Origin of the sequence: Pseudomonas sp., from assembly GCF_049301935.1 — a bacterium.
In the GTDB taxonomy this organism is placed as follows: Bacteria; Pseudomonadota; Gammaproteobacteria; order Pseudomonadales; family Pseudomonadaceae; genus Aquipseudomonas.
In genome coordinates this window covers 1-18,295 of sequence record NZ_JBAQLP010000088.1, presented here as the reverse complement: position 1 = coordinate 18,295, position 18,295 = coordinate 1, and the positions used below count along the sequence as shown (strand labels likewise).

The window sequence follows — 18,295 nt, the reverse complement described above, 5'->3', positions numbered from 1 at the left end:
CAGGTATCTTCGCCCATCCGTTGACCGCATCGCTTAAGGATTTACCGGGTTTATGAGTCGTACTGTGTTTCAGGCTGTGATTATCTGCGTGGCGGCGCTGTGTTCCAGCGCCGCGTGGGCCAAGGTCGAGGTGCAGGCCGGGCAGCATAAGAGTCTCGGGCGGATTCTCGTCGCCAAGGTCTCCGAGGACATTGCGCCGGGTGATTACGAGGCGCTGCTCAAGGGCATCAAGGCCAACCCCGGTAAGTACGCGAAGAAGATTGTCATGCTCGACAGCATCGGCGGCAGCGTAGCCGAGGCCATCCGCATGGGGCGCTTGCTGCGTGAAACCGGCTTCGATGCCCTGGTGCCGTCCACCGGGCTGTGCCAGGGCAGTTGCGTGTACCTGCTGGCGGCCGGGCACGCTAAAACCGTGCGCGGCCATGTGGGGATTCACCGGCCCTATTATGCGGGCAGTGATTCGCTGCATTCGGCGTCCGCCTCTGGGGCGAGCCGGGCCGCTCAGGTTGCGTATTTCCAGGACATGCAGATTCCGCCGGAGCTGCTTGAGGCGATCAACAGCACCGAGCCACGGCGCATGCGCGTGCTGACGCCGAGTGAGTTGGCGCGTTATCGCCTGAACTGAACCGCTTGCCGGAGGGCCGGGGCAATGCTGATCAACTGGCAAATTGCACCGGGCAGCGTTCCGCGCCCTCCAGTTTTTGAATCTCGTCGATTACCTGTGGCCGTGCATGGTGCAGCACCAGGTGGCGCTGCTGGCCGTGCAGGCGGCGGGCTTCTTGGTGCAGCATGGCGATGCCGGCGTAGTCGATAAAGTTGATATGTTGCGCATCGATCATCACCCAGCGCGCGGCGCTGCGCTGCAGCATCTGCTGCAGGTAGTGGCAGGCACCGAAGAAGATCGACCCCTCGATGCGCAGCCATTCTTGCTCGCCGTCCTGCCACTGGCGCACGCGCGGCTGCGAGGTGCGCTTGAGGTAGACGATCAGCGAGGCCAGCACGCCGGCGTAGATGGCGCTTTGCAGCTCCAGCACCAGGGTTGCCAGCACGGTCAGCAGCATCACCAGAAACTCGCTGCGGCTCACGCGCCTCAAGGCCTTGACGGCGTTGAGGTCGAGCAGCCCCCAGCAGATCAACAGAATGCTCGCCGCCATGGCCGGGATTGGCACATAGGCGAACAGGCGGCTGCCATACAGCGCAAACAACGCCACCAGCAGCGCGGCAAACACCCCAGCCATCGGCGAGCAGGCGCCGGCTTGCTGGTTAAGCGCTGAGCGGGTGAAGGAGCCGGCCGACAGCGAGCCACTGAACCAGGGGCCGACGATGTTAGACAGGCCTTGGGCGCGGACTTCCTGATTGGCATCGAACAGCTGCTGGGATTTATCCGCCAGGGCACGGGCAATCGACAGGCTGGTGACCAGGCCGAGCAAGCCGCAAGCCCCGGCGGCGGGCAGCAGTTGCAGGATATGGGGCAGGTTGAACTCCAGCAGGGCGAAGGGCGGCAGGCTGCCTTGGAAACGGCTGACCAGCGCAATTGCGCCAAGCTGCTCAGGCCAGGCCATGACCAGCAGGCTGGCGGCGACAATGCCGATAAGCAGCGCTGGCGCGCGCGGCAATAAGCGTTTGCTCAGCAGGCTGCTGGCCAGGGTGAATAGCGCTACGGCCAGGGTGCGCCAGTCGCTCTCGGCCAGGTGCTCGCCAAGGCTAAGCAGGCTCATCAGCGCCGTGGCCTGGCTGGTGACGGTGAGGCCAAGCAGGTTGGGCAACTGGCCGATGCCGATCACCAACGCCGCGCCCAGGGTGAAACCGAGCACCACCGAGTGCGACACGAAATTCACCAGCGCGCCGAAGCGCAGCAGGCCGAGCAGCCATTGGCACACACCGGCCAGCAGGGTCAGCAGCAGTATCAGGGCAATAAAGTTGTCGCTGCCCGGCGTCGCCATCGGGCTGACACTGCTGAACAGCACGATGGAAATCGCCGCGGTCGGCCCGCAGATCAGGTAGCTGGAGGAGCCCCACAGGCAGGCGATCAGCACCGGCACGATGGCCGCGTACAGGCCGTATTGCGGCGGCAGCCCGGCGATCAGGGCGTAGGCGATGGATTGCGGCAGCGCGAGGATGGCGCCGTTGAGCCCCACCAGCAGGTCTTTAGCGAGGCTGCGCTTGCTGCAATGCGGCAGCCAGCGCAGAAAGGGCAGCAGGGACTGAAGGCGGAGCAGTGGCATGCGTGGGCTTCTTGTGCAGACGATGGACAAAGCCGCTGCGGGGCAGCGGCCCGTCTACTGTAGGGAATCAAGCCGGCCGGTTCAAAGTTTGGGGTGATGACGTCGCGCATTCGGAGCCGGGCTACTATCTGGCGCTGCCTGAGCGCAAACGCCGTCAGCGCCTGACGCAGGTGTTTGTCGATTGGCTACAGGCCGAACTGGCCAAGGGGCCTAGCCATTGATGATCGAGTGGGATGGTCCAATCGGTGATGAACATTCAGCCAGTGTTTTGTCATGTTCCGATGTTTGAGTTCTGGCCTCAAACCAACAAGGAACGCAATGCGCTGCTTGTTGGCTCTTGCGGGTAGTTATTTGCGCTGCCACTTACCCTCAAACTGAATGTATTGCCCAGCCGGGGTTTTATCGAGGGCTTTCTGCCCGGCAATCGCTTCCACATCGCTGAGCTGGATGCCGTTCTGCGCCGCCAGTTTCTGGTATTCGGCGCGGCGCGCCTGGTTGATCAACTGGGCGATTTCAGCGGCCTGGCCGCCATTACTCACCACGCCCAGATAGCCGTTGGGCATTTCCCCCAGTTGGCCGCTGGCTTTGGCGTCACCCAGGGCGGACATGGCTTCGTTAAGGTTCAGCGCTACGGCCGGCAGGCTCAGGCTGAGCAGCAGTAACAGGCTGGCGAGGCGTTTGTAGAGATTCATGTTCGGGCTCCTTAGAACAATCCGCTGGATTCGCTGAACATGCTGTCCAGGGCTTTATCCACCTTGATATAGATTTCGTGTTCGATCTTCACATTGAGGTTGATGTTGATCGGCTCATTGGGCATCGCCAACTGCACGGTCGGGGTGCAGGCCGTGCTGAGCAGGCCCAGCAGCAGGACGGCGAAACAACTACGCAAGCGCATGGCGCTTCTCCTTGGTCATGGCTCTGTCGGGGCCGTTTTGGCATTGCGTTCCAGCATACGCTGTTGCACGCGCTGCTTGATGATGTCGCTGACCTTGTCCGTCAGTTGCAGGCTGGCCAGCAGGGTCGGGATGTCTTCTTCCAGGTTGATAGTGAAGTGGATCGGCCGGCCCTGCTCGATGGTCGGGTTCTGCCCCTCCAGGCGTATGGCCAGGGCCAGTTTGCCTTGCTGGTTGTAGTTGACCTGGCTGCTGAGGGTGCTAAAGCGAAAATCCTCCAGCGATTGGGTGACCAGTTGCATCGCCGGGTTGCTGCGGCCCAGGGCGCGGATGCGTTCGGAGTGGAACTGCAGCTGACCGCCCGGTTTGCGTGCGTTGAGCTGGCCTTGTTCGATGGTCACGCCCTGGCGGCTGATTTGCAGCGGTAAGTCGCCATCCAGGGTGCCTGTACCGGCTAAACCCTCTGTGGGGTAGAGGATAAACAGCTGCTCAAGTTCCAAACCCTGCACCTGCACGGGAAACAATAGCGGTTCGGTGGTCAGGTTCCATTGCCCGGGTGCCAGCTGCAGCGTGCCGCCCATTAGCGCCGCTTCGGCGTGCTGCAGCTGTAACTTGCCCTGGGTGGGTGTTTGTAGTGCGGCGCTGTAGCGGCCTTTGAGCTGTACCGGCCCCACTGGCATGCCGGGGTTGGCCTGGGCCAGGCGCAGTTCGTGTACCTCAAGCTGCAGTTGCTTGGGGTCGACGCGCACACTCAGGCGGCTGTCCAGGCCCTCCAGCGCGGTGCGGTCATAAATCCCGCCGAGGCCCTTGCCGGTGAGTTCGAGTTTGACCGTGGGCAGTTGTTGGTCGCTGGCCAGGCTCAGGCTGGCATTGCCATTCAGGCGACCGTTATTCAGCTCCAGCAGGGCAGGCCAGGCCGTGAAGCTGTCTTTTAAGGGGTTGCCGCTGCGCAGAAACAGTTCCGCCAGTTGCGCTTGCAGGCTCAGGCCCTTGGCGCTGCTGTGTTGCGCCTGCAGCTTGAGTTGCAGCCCGGCATCGTTGCGCAGCGTGCCGGTCAGCTCCGCCTGCTGCGGGTTGGCCTTCACCGGGCCTTGCCAGTACCAGCGCTGCGGTTGCAATTGCTTATGCTGCAGTTGCCCACTGAGCTCGAGGGGGCCGTGCAGCTGCCAGTCTCGCAGCGCACCTGCCGCCAGTTGGGCCTGCAGTATTAGCCCGCTGCTGCTGGCCTTGAGTTGCTGCGCGCCGAGTTCGCCGCTGCGCAGATGTTCAAGGCTAAGTTGTGAGCCTTTGCTTAGGACGAGATCCAGCTGCTGTGGGTCCAGATAGGCGTCGAGCTGCAACTGCGCTTGCAGTGCGCCGATCATCCAGCCGTCCAGCTGCAATGCCGGGCTGGACGCGTTAAGGCTGGCGTCCAGCAGTTGCAGCCCCCAGGGCAGGCCATTGGCCAGGATCAGCGTGCCCTTTAACTCGAACGGGCTGCGGCCCTTGCCGGTGAGTTGCAGCGTTAACGGCAGGGCGCGGCCGCGCAACTGTTCGGCAATAGCCGCAGGCGTTTGCGTGGCCTGGATAGTCAGCTGCAACGCCTCGGGATGCAGCTCTGCCGGTACGCCGCTGATAAGGTCATTGGCCATCTGTTTGAGGCTAAGGTCGGCGCTGAGGCTTTCTGCCAGCCACTGCCCATCCAGCGCCTGGGCGGATAGATCGAAGCTGCCCTGTAACTGACCGATAGCAGGTATGGGCCAGGGCTGCGGCAGGTTGGCGCTGGCCTGCAGCTGGCCGCTGGCCTGCTGCAGTTGCGCTACGTTAAGGGGGCCAGGGGCAAGTTGCAGTTGCCAGCTCGCTTGTAGCTGCGCCGCCGCCGGGGTCTCTGGCAGCGTGCCTGCGGCGTTGGGCAACCATTGGCTTAACCAGCTGTGCAGCGCCTTGCTGTGTTGCAGATCGCCGGTGAAATCACCTTGCCAGCGTTGCCCGGCGGCATTTTTTTGCAGGCTGCTGCTGAGCTGCAGTTGCGCTTGCTGATTGATCGCCAGGCTCAGTTGCAGCGCTGCTGCTGCCGGGTCGCCCTGCAATTGCGCGTGCCAGCGCAGTTGGTCCTGCTGGTGCTGCAGATTGAGCAGCGCATCAAGCTGCGCGGCGTCTTTAAGCAGCAGCAGATCGCCCAGCAGCTGGCAGCGCGTATCGGCGCAGGGCAGCTCGATCTGCAGCGCATCGATCTGCACGCGTTGCGGCAATAGGCTGATAACGGCAGCGAGCTGTTCCAGCGGCAGCGCAAAATCTGCGTTGTCGTCGCTTGCTGGCGCGGGTTGCGAGGGTAGGTTCAGTTGCAGGCCGCTGATCTGCACCTGCTGCCAGAAGGGCAGCGCCAGGCTGAATCCGCTCCAGCGCAATTGCAGCTGGTGCAGCTGCACTGCGCCGCTGGGGTGCTGCAGGCTGAGTTGCTCAAGCTGGATGCCCTGGGTGGATATTCCCAGGCCCTGCCACTCGAGGTTGTCGATCTGCTCGCGTTCGAGCAGGCGGCTCAGGCTCAGGTAGCCGTATGCGCCAAGTAGGGCGAGCAGTAAAACCAGGCAACTGATAAGTCGCAGCCAGGTGCGCCGGCTGGGCATAAGCACTGATCCATAGTGGGGGAGTTGCGTGGCAGGACGGTAACCCATGTCTGGCAGGCTGCCAATCACAGCTTATTCTGTGCTGTGTAATTGCAGCATTTAGTGATAGATTTGCTGTAAACAGACATTGAGAAGTAGGAGGCCGTGATGAGCGCATTGATTCGACCGGTTGCCGACGCCGATGCGGTGCTGGCCAAGGCGCTGCTCAATACCCGTGAACAACTGGGCCTGACCCAGCAGGAGCTGGCAGACATCATTGGCGTACACCGCACGGCTATCTCGCGCTGGGCCGAAGGTGGCCTGCGGGTGCACAGCAAGACCGGTGAACTGGCCCTGCTGCTGATTCGCGTATACCGCTCACTGTTTGCCCTGTTTGGCGGCAATCTGGCGGATATGCAGCATTTTCTGCGCACCGATAACCGCCATCTGGATGCGCCGCCTCTGGCCTTGATGCTGCAAGTGCAGGGGTTGGTAAGGGTTGTTGAGTATTTAGATGCGATTCGTGGCAAAGGCTAGAAACTGTTGATGACCTGCTGCGCGTCGGCCCTGCTGCGTTGAAAGCAGGCTCGGAATGCTCATGTACAAAAGTACACTCCGCTTCCTCGCCTGCTTTCGCCTTGCACGACTCTAGCTCGTGAGGTCCTAAAGCAGCTTCTCAATATCAAGCTACAAGGCTGCACCCGACAATAATAAGAGTTAAGGACAACGCCACCATGGATATCTGGCAACACTGCCAAGGCCCGGCGCAGATCAAACCGCTGCGTGGGCGCCTGGTGCGCCTGGTCGAGAGCCAGGCCCAGGTCGCCACCTTGCAGCTGGTCGACACCCTCGCCGAGCAGGCGCTGCTTGAGGAGTTGCTGGAAACCAGTAAACCGCCGCTGCCGCAGAGTGCCGAGCCGCTGCATTACCTGCTGAAAACCCCGTTCCGTTATCCACCGCTGCGCTGGGGCTCGCGCTTTGGATCGGTGCATGAGCCGAGCCTGTTCTATGGCGCGTTGCGTATCGACACTGCCATGGCCGAGGCGGCGTATTACCGTTTTCTGCTCTGGGATGGCATGAGCATCGCGCCGCCGAGCGGGCGCATTCTATCCGAGCATTGCACCTTCGAGGCGCGCTATCAGGTCGAACGCGGCATTCAGTTGCAGCATCCGCCGTTTGCGGATTTTCAGGCTGAGCTTTGTCATGCCAGCGCTTATCAGCCTTGTCAGGCGGTAGGCGCGGCCATGCGCGGGGCAGGGGTGGAGGCGTTCGAGTACCGTTCGGCGCGCTGCCCACTCAAGGGCAACAATGTTGCGCTGTTCGTGCCCGCTGCATTGGCGGAGAAGCGCCCGCGCAACCTGCTGAGCTGGCTGTGCGAAACCACCGACGGCTATGTCGCCTTCAAAAATGCCCAGGTGCCGGATACCCCCAGAGTCTTTCGCCTGGATGCCTATCAGGTGGATGGCCGCCTGCCGCGCCCGGCTTAGGCATAGCGGCTTTTTCAGGGTTTTTTGCGCTGAAAAAGGGCAGTGCGACGGCGTGACGCAGCGACTTGTGCACAATTGCGATGCACCTTGTCAAGCAGGATGCAGTGCTTGACGTAAACCCTTGATTCTTTTTATTGATTTTATAAGTCAATGAAATATATGGATTTTTTGTGCTGGTGAAAAAACCACCAGTTTGACCTTGGGCCCCACGCCATAGGCGCTGAGAGCGCTTGTTCCCATGTTATCCACGAAGTTATCCACAGCTTCTGTGGATTAACCCGAGCGCTTGCTCTAGACCGCTGGTTGGGGCTGTTTTGCAAGGCTTTACCTTGGCGAAAAAAGGAGTAGAGTTGCGCGCCTTCCCGGCTACCACTGCTTTTTATGCCTCGCGCAATCACTCGACTCGTTGTTACCCCCGCCATTGCTCCGCGCCTGCCCACCCGTGTGGCGTTGTGGCTACTGGACAGTCCTCGCCTCGCTCATGCCCCGAGTGTCAAACGCTTGGCCGGTCATCTGCTCAAGCAGCCTGCCTTGCAGGGTGTGGTGCAGGCGCAGAGCCGACTGGGGCAGATGCTTTGCCGTGATTGCGGCAACCCGCGTGATCGGCGCATGGGTTTTGAGCTGCTGCGCCAGGCCGCTCGCGCCGGTGATATGGGTGCCCAGCTGGAGCTCGGTCAGCTGTATAGCCAACCGCGCAACCATGAACCGCAGCAGGCCCGCCATTGGCTCGAACTGGCTGCAGGCCAGGGGTCGCTAGAAGCGCGGCAACTGCTTAAACAGCTCTAGAGCCAGCTCAAAGGCTGCTGTGCGTCGGTCCTGCTGGATTAAAAACAGGTTCCGAGGTAAGAGGCTGCTCTGTAAGAATACTGGTTATACTGCCAGTACTTTTCTGCGGAGCTGCTTATGCCCCTCGATCTATCCACCGCGTTAGCACCTGCGCTGCTCGGTTTCGCCGCTGCGGCACTTCCTCTTCTTTATATGGCCTGGTCGCTGCAGCGCCGCCTGGCCAGTCAGCAGCTGGAGTTCGGCCTGCTGCAGGAGCGCTTGAGTAACGCGCAGCTGGCGCAGACTGGGCTCGCGGCGCAGCTGGATGATTGCCGCGAGGAGATCGCCGAGATCAGCGAGATCAAGGCCGATCAGCAGGCCGAGCTGGCGGCGCTGCGCCGCGAAACCGAGTTGCTGCAGCACGAGCGGCAGATCGCCCGCGAGGCCGCCCAGGCCTGGCACAACCAGCGTGAGCAGCAGGAAGGCGAAATCCGTCGCCTGGATGCCCAACGTGCAGCCCTCAGCGCCGAACTTAAAGAACAGCAGGACAGCCATCAGCAACGCCTGAGCGACCTGCAAGGTTCGCGCGATGAACTGCGTGCGCAGTTTGCCGAGCTGGCCGGGAAAATCTTCGATGAGCGCGAGCAGCGTTTTGCCGAAACCAGCCAGCAGCAGCTCGGCCAGTTGCTCGACCCGCTCAAGGAACGCATCCAATTCTTCGAAAAACGCGTGGAAGAAAGCTACCAACAGGAAGCCCGCGAACGCTTTTCCCTGGGCAAGGAGCTGGAGCGTTTGCAGCAGCTCAACCAGCGCCTCGGCGATGAGGCAACCAACCTGACCCGCGCCCTCAAGGGCCAGAAAACCCAGGGTAACTGGGGTGAGTTGGTGCTGGAGCGGGTGCTGGAGCATGCCGGCCTGGAGAAGGGCCGCGAATACCAGACCCAGGTCAGCCTGAAGAGCGCCGATGGCGAGCGCTTCCAGCCCGATGTGCTGATCCAGCTGCCCGGTGACAAGCAGGTGGTGGTGGACGCCAAGGTCAGCCTCAGCGCTTACCAGCAATATATTGCTGCCGAAGACGACGCCAGCCGGCAGCAGGCGCTCAAGCAGCATGTGCTGTCACTGCGTAGCCATTTAAAGGGGTTGTCGCTCAAGGACTACCAGCGTCTGGAAGGCCTGCACAGCCTGGATTTCGTCTTGCTCTTCGTGCCGATCGAGGCGGCCTTTGCTGCGGCGTTGCAGGCCGATCCCGGCTTGTTTCAGGAGGCCTTTGATCAACATATCGTGATCGTCAGCCCGACCACGCTGCTGGCCACCTTAAGGGTCATCGACAGCCTGTGGCGCCAGGAGCGGCAGAGCCAGAACGCTCGTGAGATTGCCGAGCGCGCTGGTGCGCTATACGACAAGTTCGTTGCCTTTATTCAGGACCTGGATGAAATGGGCGCGCGTCTGCAGCAACTGGATAAAGCCTACGCCGGGGCGCGCAACAAACTCTGCGAGGGGCGCGGCAATATCATCAGCCGGGTGGAAAACCTCAAACTGCTCGGCGCCCGCGCCAGCAAGAGCCTGCCTGCCGAGTTGCTCGAACAGGCGGCCGGGGTGATGCTGCTGGATGATCAAGCGGTCGAGTAGGGCGCTTTGCTTCGCCGCTCTGTGTGCAGTGCTGGCACAGATGCTCTGTGCCAGCATGATAAGGGCCGAGATAAGAGCGGCCCGCTGTTGTATGGCTGGGCGTTAAATCAGTTATTGAAGCCCAGACGCTGGCGCCAGCGCTGCTCCAGCGCCTTGCTGTCGTGGTCGAAGGGGTGGAAGCCGGGGCGGTAGTAGTCCAGGTACGGCAGAATCAGTTTGGTCAGAAAGCCGTTGCGTGGGCCGAACAGGGTTTTCAAGCCTTTGCCCCAGCTGCGCCAGTTAAACAGTTGGCCGTCCTTGCGCAGCAGGTGCAGCTGAAACCAGCCGATCACGCCGAAGAAGATCACCGTGGAAATCGCCATCATGCCAACGCGGGTGAAGTAACCGCCGTAGACCTGCTGGTAGACGTCGTAGCACACCGCCTTGTGCTCGTTTTCTTCAATCGCGTGCCACATCCACAGCTGATACAGCTTGGGGTCGTTCATCTGGGTGGTCAGGTCTTCGCGTTGCAGCAGCTGCTCGGCCATGGTCGCGGTGAAGTGTTCCAGGGCGCAGGTGGCGGCCAGGCGTTGTTTCTTGGTGGTGATCTTGGTCACCCATTCCAGCAGCACCTTGATCCGCAGCTCGAGGACTTCCAGATCGATATTGTGCTCGGCGGCATAGTCGTTGTACGCCGCGTGCTCCTTGGAATGCATGGCTTCCTGGCCAATAAAGGCGCTGATGTCCTTCTTCAGCTGCGGCTCGCTGACTTGCTCGCGCACGGCGCGCACGCTGTCGACAAAGAACTTCTCGCCGTAGGGGAACAACGACGACAGGTTGTTCATAAAGTGGCTCATAAAGGGGTCGCCGGCAAACCAGAACTTCTGGCCTTCGGTGAAGCTGAAGTCCATGCGGCGCACCGGAAAGCTGGCGGTTGGGGTACTGGTCTTGGCTGTCATAGGGGCAACTCCTCGGCATATTGGTCGCGTCGCGACCGCTCTTGTTATGGGGCTCAGGTCGGCAGGCGGGGCTGTCTTGGGCCGTGGTTTATCTTTAGCCGAGGGCGCTTTGCAGGCGAGGTCATTGCTGGCCAGGGCGGCCGGTTTTACGCCAACTTATGGATAGTTGTCGGAGCGTTTGCCTTAGGCACAAATGCAACCGCCCGCAGGCAGCGGGCGGCGTGCAGGGGACGAGGTTATTGCTCGGTGAGGGTGAAGCGGGTCAGGGCGAAGGTTGGGATGCCGCTGTCCTGCAGCTTCTGTGAGCCGCCCAGCTCGGGCAGGTCGATAATCGCGGCGGCTTCGATGATGCTCGCGCCCATGCGCCGCACCAGTTGTGCGGCGGCCAACAGGGTGCCGCCGGTGGCGATCAGGTCATCGACAATCAGCACCTTGTCGCCTTCGCACAAGCTGTCGGCGTGCACTTCCAGTTTGGCTTCGCCGTACTCGGTTTGGTAGCGCTCGCTGAGTACCTCGGCGGGCAGCTTGCCTTGCTTGCGAAAGAGAATCAGCGGCTTGTTCAGCTCATAGGCGATGATCGAACCGAGCAGAAAGCCGCGCGCGTCCATGGCGCCGATATGGCTGAAATCCGCCTCGACGTAACGCTGGATAAAACTGTCGGCGACCATGCGCAGGGCGCGTGGCGACTGCAGCAGCGGGGTGATATCGCGAAAGATCACCCCCGGCTTGGGGAAGCCCAGCACCGGGCGGATCAGGGTTTTGATGCTGAATTCGTCGAAGATCATCGCCTGTCTCCTGCGCGGGTCGGCTGGCTTAGCCGTCGAGATTGCCACCGGCCAATGCGCACAGCTCGATGGGGTCGAGGATATGCACTTCCTTGCCTTCGGCTTCGAGCAACTGGTTCTGTTGGAAGCGGGTAAATACCCGCGATACGGTTTCCACCGCCAGACCCAGATAGTTGCCGATTTCGTTGCGCGACATGGCCAGACGGAACTGATTGGCCGAGAAGCCGCGGGCGCGGAAGCGCGCCGAGAGGTTGACCAGGAAGGTGGCGATGCGCTCGTCCGCGGTCTTCTTCGAGAGCAGCAGCATCATCTGCTGATCGTCGCGGATCTCCCGGCTCATGATGCGCATCAGCTGGCGGCGCAGTTGCGGCAGTTGCACGGACAGCTCGTCCAGGCGCTCGAAGGGGATCTCGCACACTGCGGTGGTTTCCAGGGCCATGGCCGATACCGGATAGATTTCGCTGTCCATGCCGGACAGGCCCACCAGTTCGCTGGGCAGGTGGAAACCGGTGATCTGCTCGTCGCCGCTATCGCTCAGGCTGAAGGTCTTCAGCGCGCCGGAGCGCACGGCGAACACCGAATTGAAGGCATCGCCCTGGCGGAACAGGAACTCGCCTTTCTTCAGCGGGCGGCCGCGTTTGACGATCTCGTCGAGCGCGTCCATATCCTCTAGGTTCAGCGATAGTGGCAGGCACAAGCTCGCCAGGCTGCAATCCTTGCAATGGGCTTGGTGTGGCGCGTGCAACTTGATGCTATCGGACATCGCGGGCGATCCTGGCTAAACACACAATAGATGTAAGGTTACAACAGGGCGCAGGATGGGGCCACTAAGATACAAATCTGATTGATCGTTCAGCTTTTCCGGCGCGCTCGATAAGCCTGGTGATCTTCCATGATCGCTATGAAGCATTCGTAAATGCCTGCAGCCGAGCACTGCCATTCAGGGCGTTCCGGGCCGTGCCAATGCGACGCAGATCAAGGTCATTGGCGACAAGCGATCCGCATAAGCCGGCGGCTCAGCTTGAGCTTAACGTAAGGCTGCTAGATCACCCGGGAAAAGCGCTGCTGATTGAGCTTGCTGAGGTAACGATCAAACAGCATGCACAGCGAGCGCACCAGCAGGCGACCCGCAGGGCGCACCTCGATGCCCAGGCTCGTCAATTCGATCAGCCCGTCAGTGGCCATCTGCTGCAGGTGCGGCCAGGCCTCGGCAAAGTAACTGCGAAAATCGATGGCATAGGCGTGTTCGATATCGGCAAAGCGCAGCTGGAAGTGACAGATCAACTGCTGGATCACCGCGCGGCGCAAGCGGTCGTCGGCGTCGCAGTGCAGGCCGCGCGAGGTGGCCAGTTCGCTGTGGCCGAGGCTGTCCTGGTATTGGCTCAGGTCGCTGTTGTTCTGGCAGTAAAGGTCGCCAATCTGGCTGATCGATGACACCCCAAGGCCGATCAGGTCGCAATAGCCGTGGCTGGTGTAGCCCTGGAAGTTGCGTTGCAGGCTGCCATCCTCCTGGGCGCTGGCCAGCTCGTCGTCGGGCAGGGCGAAGTGATCCATGCCGATATAGCGGTAGCCCGCCGCGCTCAGCTGCTCGATGCTGCCTTGCAGCATGGCCAGCTTGTCGCCAGGGCTGGGCAGGTCGCTGCTGTTGATCCGCCGCTGCGGCATAAAGCGCTCCGGCAGGTGGGCGTAGTTGAACAGCGACAGCCGATCGGGTTGCAGGGCAATCACTTCGGCCACGGTGCGGGCGAAACGCTCCGGGGTTTGCAGCGGCAGGCCGTAGATCAGGTCGATGTTCACCGAGCGGAACTGCAGGGTGCGTGCGGCCTCGACGATGGCGCGGGTTTCTTCCAGCGTTTGCAGGCGATTGACCGCCCGTTGCACGGCCGGGTCGAGGTCCTGCACGCCCAGGCTGACGCGGTTGAAACCCAGCTCGCGGAGCAGGCCCATGGTCGACCAGTCGGCCTCGCGCGGGTCGATCTCGATGCTGTAGTCGCCGGAGTCGTCGTCCAGCAGGTTGAAGTGCTGGCGCAGCTGACCCATCAGGTGGCGCAGCTCATCGTGGCTGAGAAAAGTCGGGGTGCCGCCGCCCAGGTGCAACTGCTCGACCTTCTGTCGCTTGTCCAGATGGCGGCCGATGATCTCGATTTCACGCTCGAGTTTGTCCAGGTAGGGCTGGGCGCGGCCGCGATCCTTGGTGATCACCTTGTTGCAGGCGCAGTAGTAACAGATATGTGCGCAGAACGGGATATGCACATACAGCGACAGCGGGCGCAGGGCTTTGCGGCTGTCGCGCAGGGCATGCAGCAGGTCGAACTGGCTGACCCGCTCATGAAACTGCACGGCGGTCGGGTAGGAGGTGTAGCGCGGGCCGGCCTGGTCGTAGCGGCGGATAAGAGAGCTGTCCCATTGGATGGCGTTGAGCATGCGGGTATTCCCGGTGTGGCTTTCAATACCGGGGAGTCTAAGAGTGCTGCGCCTGGGGTGTTTTGACCTGTATCAACGCGGGCTCGGCCTGTCGCGTGGGTAGGAGCCGTCAGTGCCCCATCAGCCAGTGCTGGTGCGGGCCGGGCAGGGTCCACAGGCCAAACAGAATCACCAGAATACCGCCGGCCATGCGCACGCCTTGCTTGCGCAACAGGCCGGTCAGGCGTTCGGCAGCCATGCCGGTGGCCAGTAGTACTGGCAGGGTGCCGAGGCCGAAGGCCAGCATCAGCGCGGCGCTATTGAGCGCGTTGCCCTGGCTGGCGGCCCACAGCAATGTGCTGTAGACCAGACCGCAGGGTAGCCAGCCCCACAGGCTACCGAGCACCAGGGCGCGCGGCAGGCTGGTGACCGGCATAAAGCGCCGTGTTAGCGGCTGGATAAACCGCCACAGGCCGCGACCCAGCGCTTCGATACGGGTCAGGCCGCTCCACCAGCCGGCCAGGTACAGGCCCATGGCGATCAGCAGCAGCGCCGCGACAATGCGCAGGCCCATCACCAGCGGGCTAGTGGCCAGCGCCCAGCCCGCCAGGCCAAGCAGCAGGCCGGCCAGGCTGTAGCTGAAGATGCGCCCCAGGTTATAGGCCAGCAGCAGCCGAAAACGCTGGGCGCGCTGCTCGGGCGGAATGGCCAGGGTCAGGGCGCCCATCAGACCGCCGCACATGCCCAGGCAATGGCCGCCGCCGAGCAGGCCGAGAATCAGTGCCGAAACCAGCAGCGGCAGCAGCTCAAGCACCGGGCTTGTCCCCTGATTCGGTGGACCGATCCTGTTGTTGCACCTGGCTGACCGCAGCCTGGTGCTTGGGGTCTTCGTCGTCGAACAGGATGCTGTGCGCCGGGCCGTCGAGGTCGTCGTACTGACCGCTGTCTACCGCCCAGAAGAACAGCCAGATAGCAAAGCCCACCAGGGCGATGGCGACCGGGATCAGGATATAGATGGCGGGCATAAGGTCTCCGGACGGCGATAGGGTGGGACTGAGCCCATGGCGATCTACGTTGGGTAGCGCTGTGCTCAACCCAACCTACGGCTTGGGTTGGCGCGTCAGGCGCAAGGCGTTAACCACCACCAGCAATGAGCTGAGCGACATACCCAGTGCCGCCCAGATCGGGGTGATCCATCCGATGGCGGCGAAGGGCAGCACCAGGCCATTGTACAGACTGGCCCAGGTAAGGTTCTCGATGATGATGCGGCGGGTGCGTTGCGCCATGTGTAGCGCCTGCACCAGGCTGCTCAGGCGGTTGGACAGCAGCACGGCATCGGCGCTGGTTTTCGCCAGGTCGGTGGCGCTGCCCATGGCCACGCTGATATCGGCGGCGGCCAGCACCGGCACATCATTAACCCCATCGCCGAGCATCAACACCCGGCGGCCCTGACTGTGCAGCTGCTTGAGCACCTCCAGTTTGGCATCTGGGGTGAGGCCGCCACGGGCATCGTTGATACCCAGCTGGCGCGCCACTTCGCCGACCATCGGCGAGCTATCGCCGGACAGCAGCATAATTTGCCAGCCCTTGGCCTTGGCCATGTCGATCAGTTGCGGCGCGTCGTCGCGCAGGCGGTCATTTAATACGAACCAGGCCAGCGGCCCCTGCTTATCGCCCAGCAGCAGCCACTGGCCGTGTTCACTGGCAATCATCGGCACGGGTTGAGCACTCAGGGCGCAGACAAAGCCCGCCTCACCGATGCGCAGTACCCGGTCGCCAACTCGCCCTTGCAGGCCCAGGCCTGGATGGCTATCGACCGCTTCTGCCGCTTCTGGTGCCTGGCCGAAGGCGCGGGCTATCGGGTGTTCGGAGCGGTTTTCCAGGGCGGCGGCCAGGGCCAGGCAGGTGCCTTGGTCCAGCTCACGCAGCGGGTGAATGGCGCTAAGGGTCAGGCGGCCTTCGGTGAGGGTGCCGGTCTTGTCCAGCACCAGGGTATCGATCTGGTTCAGGCCTTCCAGTACATGACCACGGGTTAGCAGCATGCCCAGTTTGTGCAAGGAGCCGGTGGCGGCAGTCAGCGCCGTGGGCGTGGCCAGGGCCAGTGCGCAGGGGCAGGTGGCCACCAGCAGGGCCAGGACAATCCAGAACGCACGTGAAGGGTCGAGTTGCCACCAGGTCAGGCCGACGATGGCCGCCACGATCAGCACGATCAGCAGGAACCACTGCGCGACCCGATCGGCCAGTACCGCCAGGCGCGGTTTGTCGCACTGTGCGCGCTCCAGCAGGCGGACGATGGCCGACAGCCGCGTGGCGTCGCCCAAGGCCTGCACCTGCACAGTCAGCGGGCCTTCGACATTCAGGGTGCCGGCGGTGACGGCATCGCCGACTTTGCGTGGCTGTGGCAGGTATTCGCCGGTCAGTAGCGACTCATCCACGCTCGACTGGCCCTGAACAATCCGCCCGTCAGCCGGCAGCAGGGCGCCGGGCGGCACCAGCACCTGATCGTCGACACGCAGCTCGCTCAGCAGAATGCGCTGGCTCTGGCCGTCGGCAGCCAGGCGCAGGCAGGAGGCCGGCAGCAGATTGACCAGCTGCGCGGTGGCCGCCGCCGTACGCTCGCGGGCGCGGCGTTCCAGGTAGCGGCCGGCCAGGAGAAACAGGGCAAACATGCCCACGGCATCGAAATACAGCTCGCCCTGGCCGGTGACGGTTGACCAGATACCGGCCACGTAGGCACCGCCAATCGCCAGGGACACCGATACATCCATGGTCAGGTGGCGGGTGCGCAGGTCGCGCAGTGCGCCACGGAAGAACTGGCTGCAGCAGTAGAAGACAATCGGCGTGGTAAGAAACAGGCTGACCCAGCGCAGGATCTTGTCCAGCTCAGGGCTGAGGTCGATATTGAATTCCGGCCAGGTGGCCATGCTCGCCATCATCACCTGCATCCACAGCAGGCCGGCCACGCCCAGCTCGCGCATGGCGCGGCGGTTCTCGCGCTGCAGCTGATCGGCGGCGGCATCGGCCTGCCAGGGGTGGGCGGCGTAGCCGATCTGGCGCAGTGCCTTGAGCAGGCTGCTGAGCGGCAGCTGGCTGTCGGCCCAGCGTACCTGCAGGCGGTGGTTGGACAGGTTAAGCTGCGCCTCGGCAACGCCGGGCAGGCCGCGCAGATGCTTTTCAATCAGCCAGCCACAGGCCGCGCAGCTAATGCCTTCGATCAGCAGGCAGGTTTCGCTGAGTTCGCCGTCATGTTCGACGAAGGGCTGCTGCACGTCGCTGCGGTCATACAGCGCCAGTTCATCGGGCAGGGCCTGGGGCAGGCTCTGTGGGTTGGCGGCGCTTTCGCTGCGGTGTTTGTAATAGTGCTCCAGGCCGCCGCTGACTATGGCTTCGGCCACGGCCTGACAGCCCGGGCAGCACATCTCGCGGGTTGCGCCCAGTACCTGGGCCTGGAAATGGCTGCCGGCGGGAACCGGCAGACCACAGTGATAGCAGGGAGTCGGGCTGGCCATCGGTGCGCTTATTGAGCATCCCCGAGGCGGATGTTCTGCCCGCTCTTGACGTTTTCTTCTTCGAACAGGCGCCAGTCCTTGCCGCCTTCCTGGCCGATCAGTTCGACAAAGCGCCGGCCTGCTACGGCATCGATCATCTGCCCGCTGTAACTGCCATCGGCCTGCGGTTGCAGGATCACCCGGCGGTCGCGTTCTGGCTGAGTCGGCGAGATCAGGTTAAGCACCAGCTGCTGTGGCCGGCTGTTGCCGCTCAGTTGCAGGGTCGCGGTGCCGTTGTCATCGTTGAGCAGCAGGCTGGCGTGCAGCTTCAGGCGAATGGCGTGGTTTTCCCGTTCCAGGGACTGGTTGATGCCTTTGCCGACATCGTAATAGTCATCGGAGATCAGGCCCGGCGGGTTCTTCGTGGCGATGGTCAGCAGGGTCAGCCCCTGGACCACCGAATAAGCCAGCAGGCCAATCAGGAACCAGGGCCAGAATTGCTTGTACCAGGGCTTGATGATCTCGGCGTTCTTTTCAGTTATGGGCTCAGTCATGGTCTTCTCTGGTCAGCGCACGCTGGGGCCGATAAAGCGGCTGGCGGCGTCGGTTTTGAGGTTTGGGTCATCCACCGAGTGCAAGCGGAAGGTGATTTCATTGGTGCTCGAAGGCAGTTTTTCTGGCTCGATGGATAGCTCCACCGGCAGCGACAGCACCTCGCCAGCCAGCGCCTTGATCTCGCGTTTGCCTTCATACACCAGGCCGTCGAGGCCATCGGCTTCGATCAGGTAGGTGACCTCGTGCTGGGCCTTGTTCATGATCTTCAGGGTGTAGACGTTCTCGATCCGCCCTTCTTCATTTTCCCGGTAGAGCACGCGGTCTTTCAGTACGTCCAGCTCCACCAGCGAGCGGTCGGCGATGGCCCAGGCGAACACGCCGAACATCGCCAGCAGGGCCACGGCGTAACCGATCAGACGCGGGCGCGCCAGGTGGGTTTTTTGCCCGGACAGGTTGTGCTCGGTGGTGTAGCTGATCAGCCCTTTCGGGTAGTTCATCTTGTCCATGATGCTGTCGCAGGCATCGATGCAGGCGGCGCAGCC

The 18,295-nt window shown here is 62.4% G+C and carries 18 protein-coding genes and 1 pseudogene; 6 read left to right on the top strand and 13 right to left on the bottom strand.

Features of this window, described 5'->3' with window-relative positions; translation table 11 throughout:
• Positions 1-52: 52 nt before the first annotated feature.
• Positions 53-625: a hypothetical protein gene (locus WA145_RS12345; RefSeq protein WP_422581853.1), complete on the top strand. Its 573-nt coding sequence runs from the start codon at positions 53-55 to the stop codon at positions 623-625.
• Positions 626-656: 31 nt separating this feature from the next.
• Here WA145_RS12345 and WA145_RS12340 read toward each other — a convergent pair whose 3' ends face one another.
• Positions 657-2,225, bottom strand: a complete 1,569-nt coding sequence (locus WA145_RS12340) for a SulP family inorganic anion transporter (RefSeq protein WP_422581852.1) — start codon at positions 2,223-2,225, stop codon at positions 657-659.
• Between the two features lie 110 nt (positions 2,226-2,335).
• Here WA145_RS12340 and WA145_RS12335 point away from each other — a divergent pair.
• A pseudogene (locus WA145_RS12335) lies at positions 2,336-2,446 on the top strand (LysR family transcriptional regulator); the annotation flags it as partial.
• Positions 2,447-2,572: 126 nt separating this feature from the next.
• On the opposite strand, the gene WA145_RS12330 reads toward WA145_RS12335, so the two are convergent.
• From WA145_RS12330 to WA145_RS12320, 3 genes are read right to left on the bottom strand one after another with little or no spacing between them, the layout of a single operon-like run.
• Positions 2,573-2,917 (bottom strand): YdbL family protein, encoded by a 345-nt coding sequence (locus WA145_RS12330; RefSeq protein ID WP_422581851.1) that lies wholly within the window; start codon positions 2,915-2,917, stop codon positions 2,573-2,575.
• Positions 2,918-2,928: 11 nt separating this feature from the next.
• Positions 2,929-3,120: a YnbE family lipoprotein gene (locus WA145_RS12325; protein WP_090252927.1), complete on the bottom strand. Its 192-nt coding sequence runs from the start codon at positions 3,118-3,120 to the stop codon at positions 2,929-2,931.
• Between the two features lie 15 nt (positions 3,121-3,135).
• Positions 3,136-5,724 carry an intermembrane phospholipid transport protein YdbH family protein gene (locus WA145_RS12320; RefSeq protein ID WP_422581850.1) on the bottom strand — a complete coding sequence of 863 codons (2,589 nt, stop codon included), beginning with the start codon at positions 5,722-5,724 and terminating at the stop codon, positions 3,136-3,138.
• Between the two features lie 147 nt (positions 5,725-5,871).
• Here WA145_RS12320 and WA145_RS12315 point away from each other — a divergent pair, with 147 nt between their 5' ends.
• The 4 genes from WA145_RS12315 to rmuC all read left to right on the top strand — a co-directional run bounded on the left by WA145_RS12315 (position 5,872) and on the right by rmuC (position 9,584).
• Positions 5,872-6,240 carry an antitoxin Xre/MbcA/ParS toxin-binding domain-containing protein gene (locus WA145_RS12315; protein WP_422581849.1) on the top strand — a complete coding sequence of 123 codons (369 nt, stop codon included), beginning with the start codon at positions 5,872-5,874 and terminating at the stop codon, positions 6,238-6,240.
• Between the two features lie 197 nt (positions 6,241-6,437).
• On the top strand, positions 6,438-7,190 hold the full coding sequence (locus WA145_RS12310) for an RES family NAD+ phosphorylase (RefSeq protein ID WP_422581848.1): 753 nt from the start codon (positions 6,438-6,440) through the stop codon (positions 7,188-7,190).
• 381 nt (positions 7,191-7,571) lie between these two features.
• Positions 7,572-7,976 carry a tetratricopeptide repeat protein gene (locus tag WA145_RS12305; RefSeq protein ID WP_422581847.1) on the top strand — a complete coding sequence of 135 codons (405 nt, stop codon included), beginning with the start codon at positions 7,572-7,574 and terminating at the stop codon, positions 7,974-7,976.
• 243 nt (positions 7,977-8,219) lie between these two features.
• Positions 8,220-9,584, top strand: a complete 1,365-nt coding sequence (gene rmuC / locus WA145_RS12300) for a DNA recombination protein RmuC (RefSeq protein WP_422581854.1) — start codon at positions 8,220-8,222, stop codon at positions 9,582-9,584.
• Between the two features lie 107 nt (positions 9,585-9,691).
• Here rmuC and WA145_RS12295 read toward each other — a convergent pair whose 3' ends face one another.
• The 9 genes from WA145_RS12295 to WA145_RS12255 all read right to left on the bottom strand — a co-directional run.
• On the bottom strand, positions 9,692-10,522 hold the full coding sequence (locus tag WA145_RS12295; RefSeq protein WP_422581846.1) for a metal-dependent hydrolase: 831 nt from the start codon (positions 10,520-10,522) through the stop codon (positions 9,692-9,694).
• A gap of 236 nt (positions 10,523-10,758) precedes the next feature.
• On the bottom strand, positions 10,759-11,307 hold the full coding sequence (locus tag WA145_RS12290; RefSeq protein ID WP_422581845.1) for an adenine phosphoribosyltransferase: 549 nt from the start codon (positions 11,305-11,307) through the stop codon (positions 10,759-10,761).
• 28 nt (positions 11,308-11,335) lie between these two features.
• Positions 11,336-12,070, bottom strand: coding sequence for a fumarate/nitrate reduction transcriptional regulator Fnr (gene fnr, locus WA145_RS12285; RefSeq protein WP_422581844.1), 735 nt, complete (start codon positions 12,068-12,070; stop codon positions 11,336-11,338).
• 278 nt (positions 12,071-12,348) lie between these two features.
• Positions 12,349-13,731: an oxygen-independent coproporphyrinogen III oxidase gene (hemN, locus tag WA145_RS12280; protein ID WP_422581843.1), complete on the bottom strand. Its 1,383-nt coding sequence runs from the start codon at positions 13,729-13,731 to the stop codon at positions 12,349-12,351.
• Positions 13,732-13,840: 109 nt separating this feature from the next.
• Positions 13,841-14,524 carry a sulfite exporter TauE/SafE family protein gene (locus WA145_RS12275; protein WP_422581842.1) on the bottom strand — a complete coding sequence of 228 codons (684 nt, stop codon included), beginning with the start codon at positions 14,522-14,524 and terminating at the stop codon, positions 13,841-13,843.
• Positions 14,517-14,735 carry a cbb3-type cytochrome oxidase assembly protein CcoS gene (gene ccoS / locus WA145_RS12270; RefSeq protein WP_422581841.1) on the bottom strand — a complete coding sequence of 73 codons (219 nt, stop codon included), beginning with the start codon at positions 14,733-14,735 and terminating at the stop codon, positions 14,517-14,519. The genes WA145_RS12275 and ccoS overlap by 8 nt, the downstream gene beginning before the upstream one ends.
• A gap of 75 nt (positions 14,736-14,810) precedes the next feature.
• Entirely contained in the window at positions 14,811-17,219 is a 2,409-nt protein-coding gene (locus tag WA145_RS12265; protein ID WP_422581840.1) for a heavy metal translocating P-type ATPase, read from the bottom strand.
• A gap of 8 nt (positions 17,220-17,227) precedes the next feature.
• A complete protein-coding gene (locus WA145_RS12260; protein ID WP_422581839.1) occupies positions 17,228-17,752 on the bottom strand; it encodes a FixH family protein in 525 nt (174 codons plus the stop codon).
• A gap of 12 nt (positions 17,753-17,764) precedes the next feature.
• Positions 17,765-18,295: FixG Ig-like domain-containing protein (locus tag WA145_RS12255; protein WP_422581838.1), on the bottom strand; the 531-nt coding region annotated here is incomplete at its 5' end.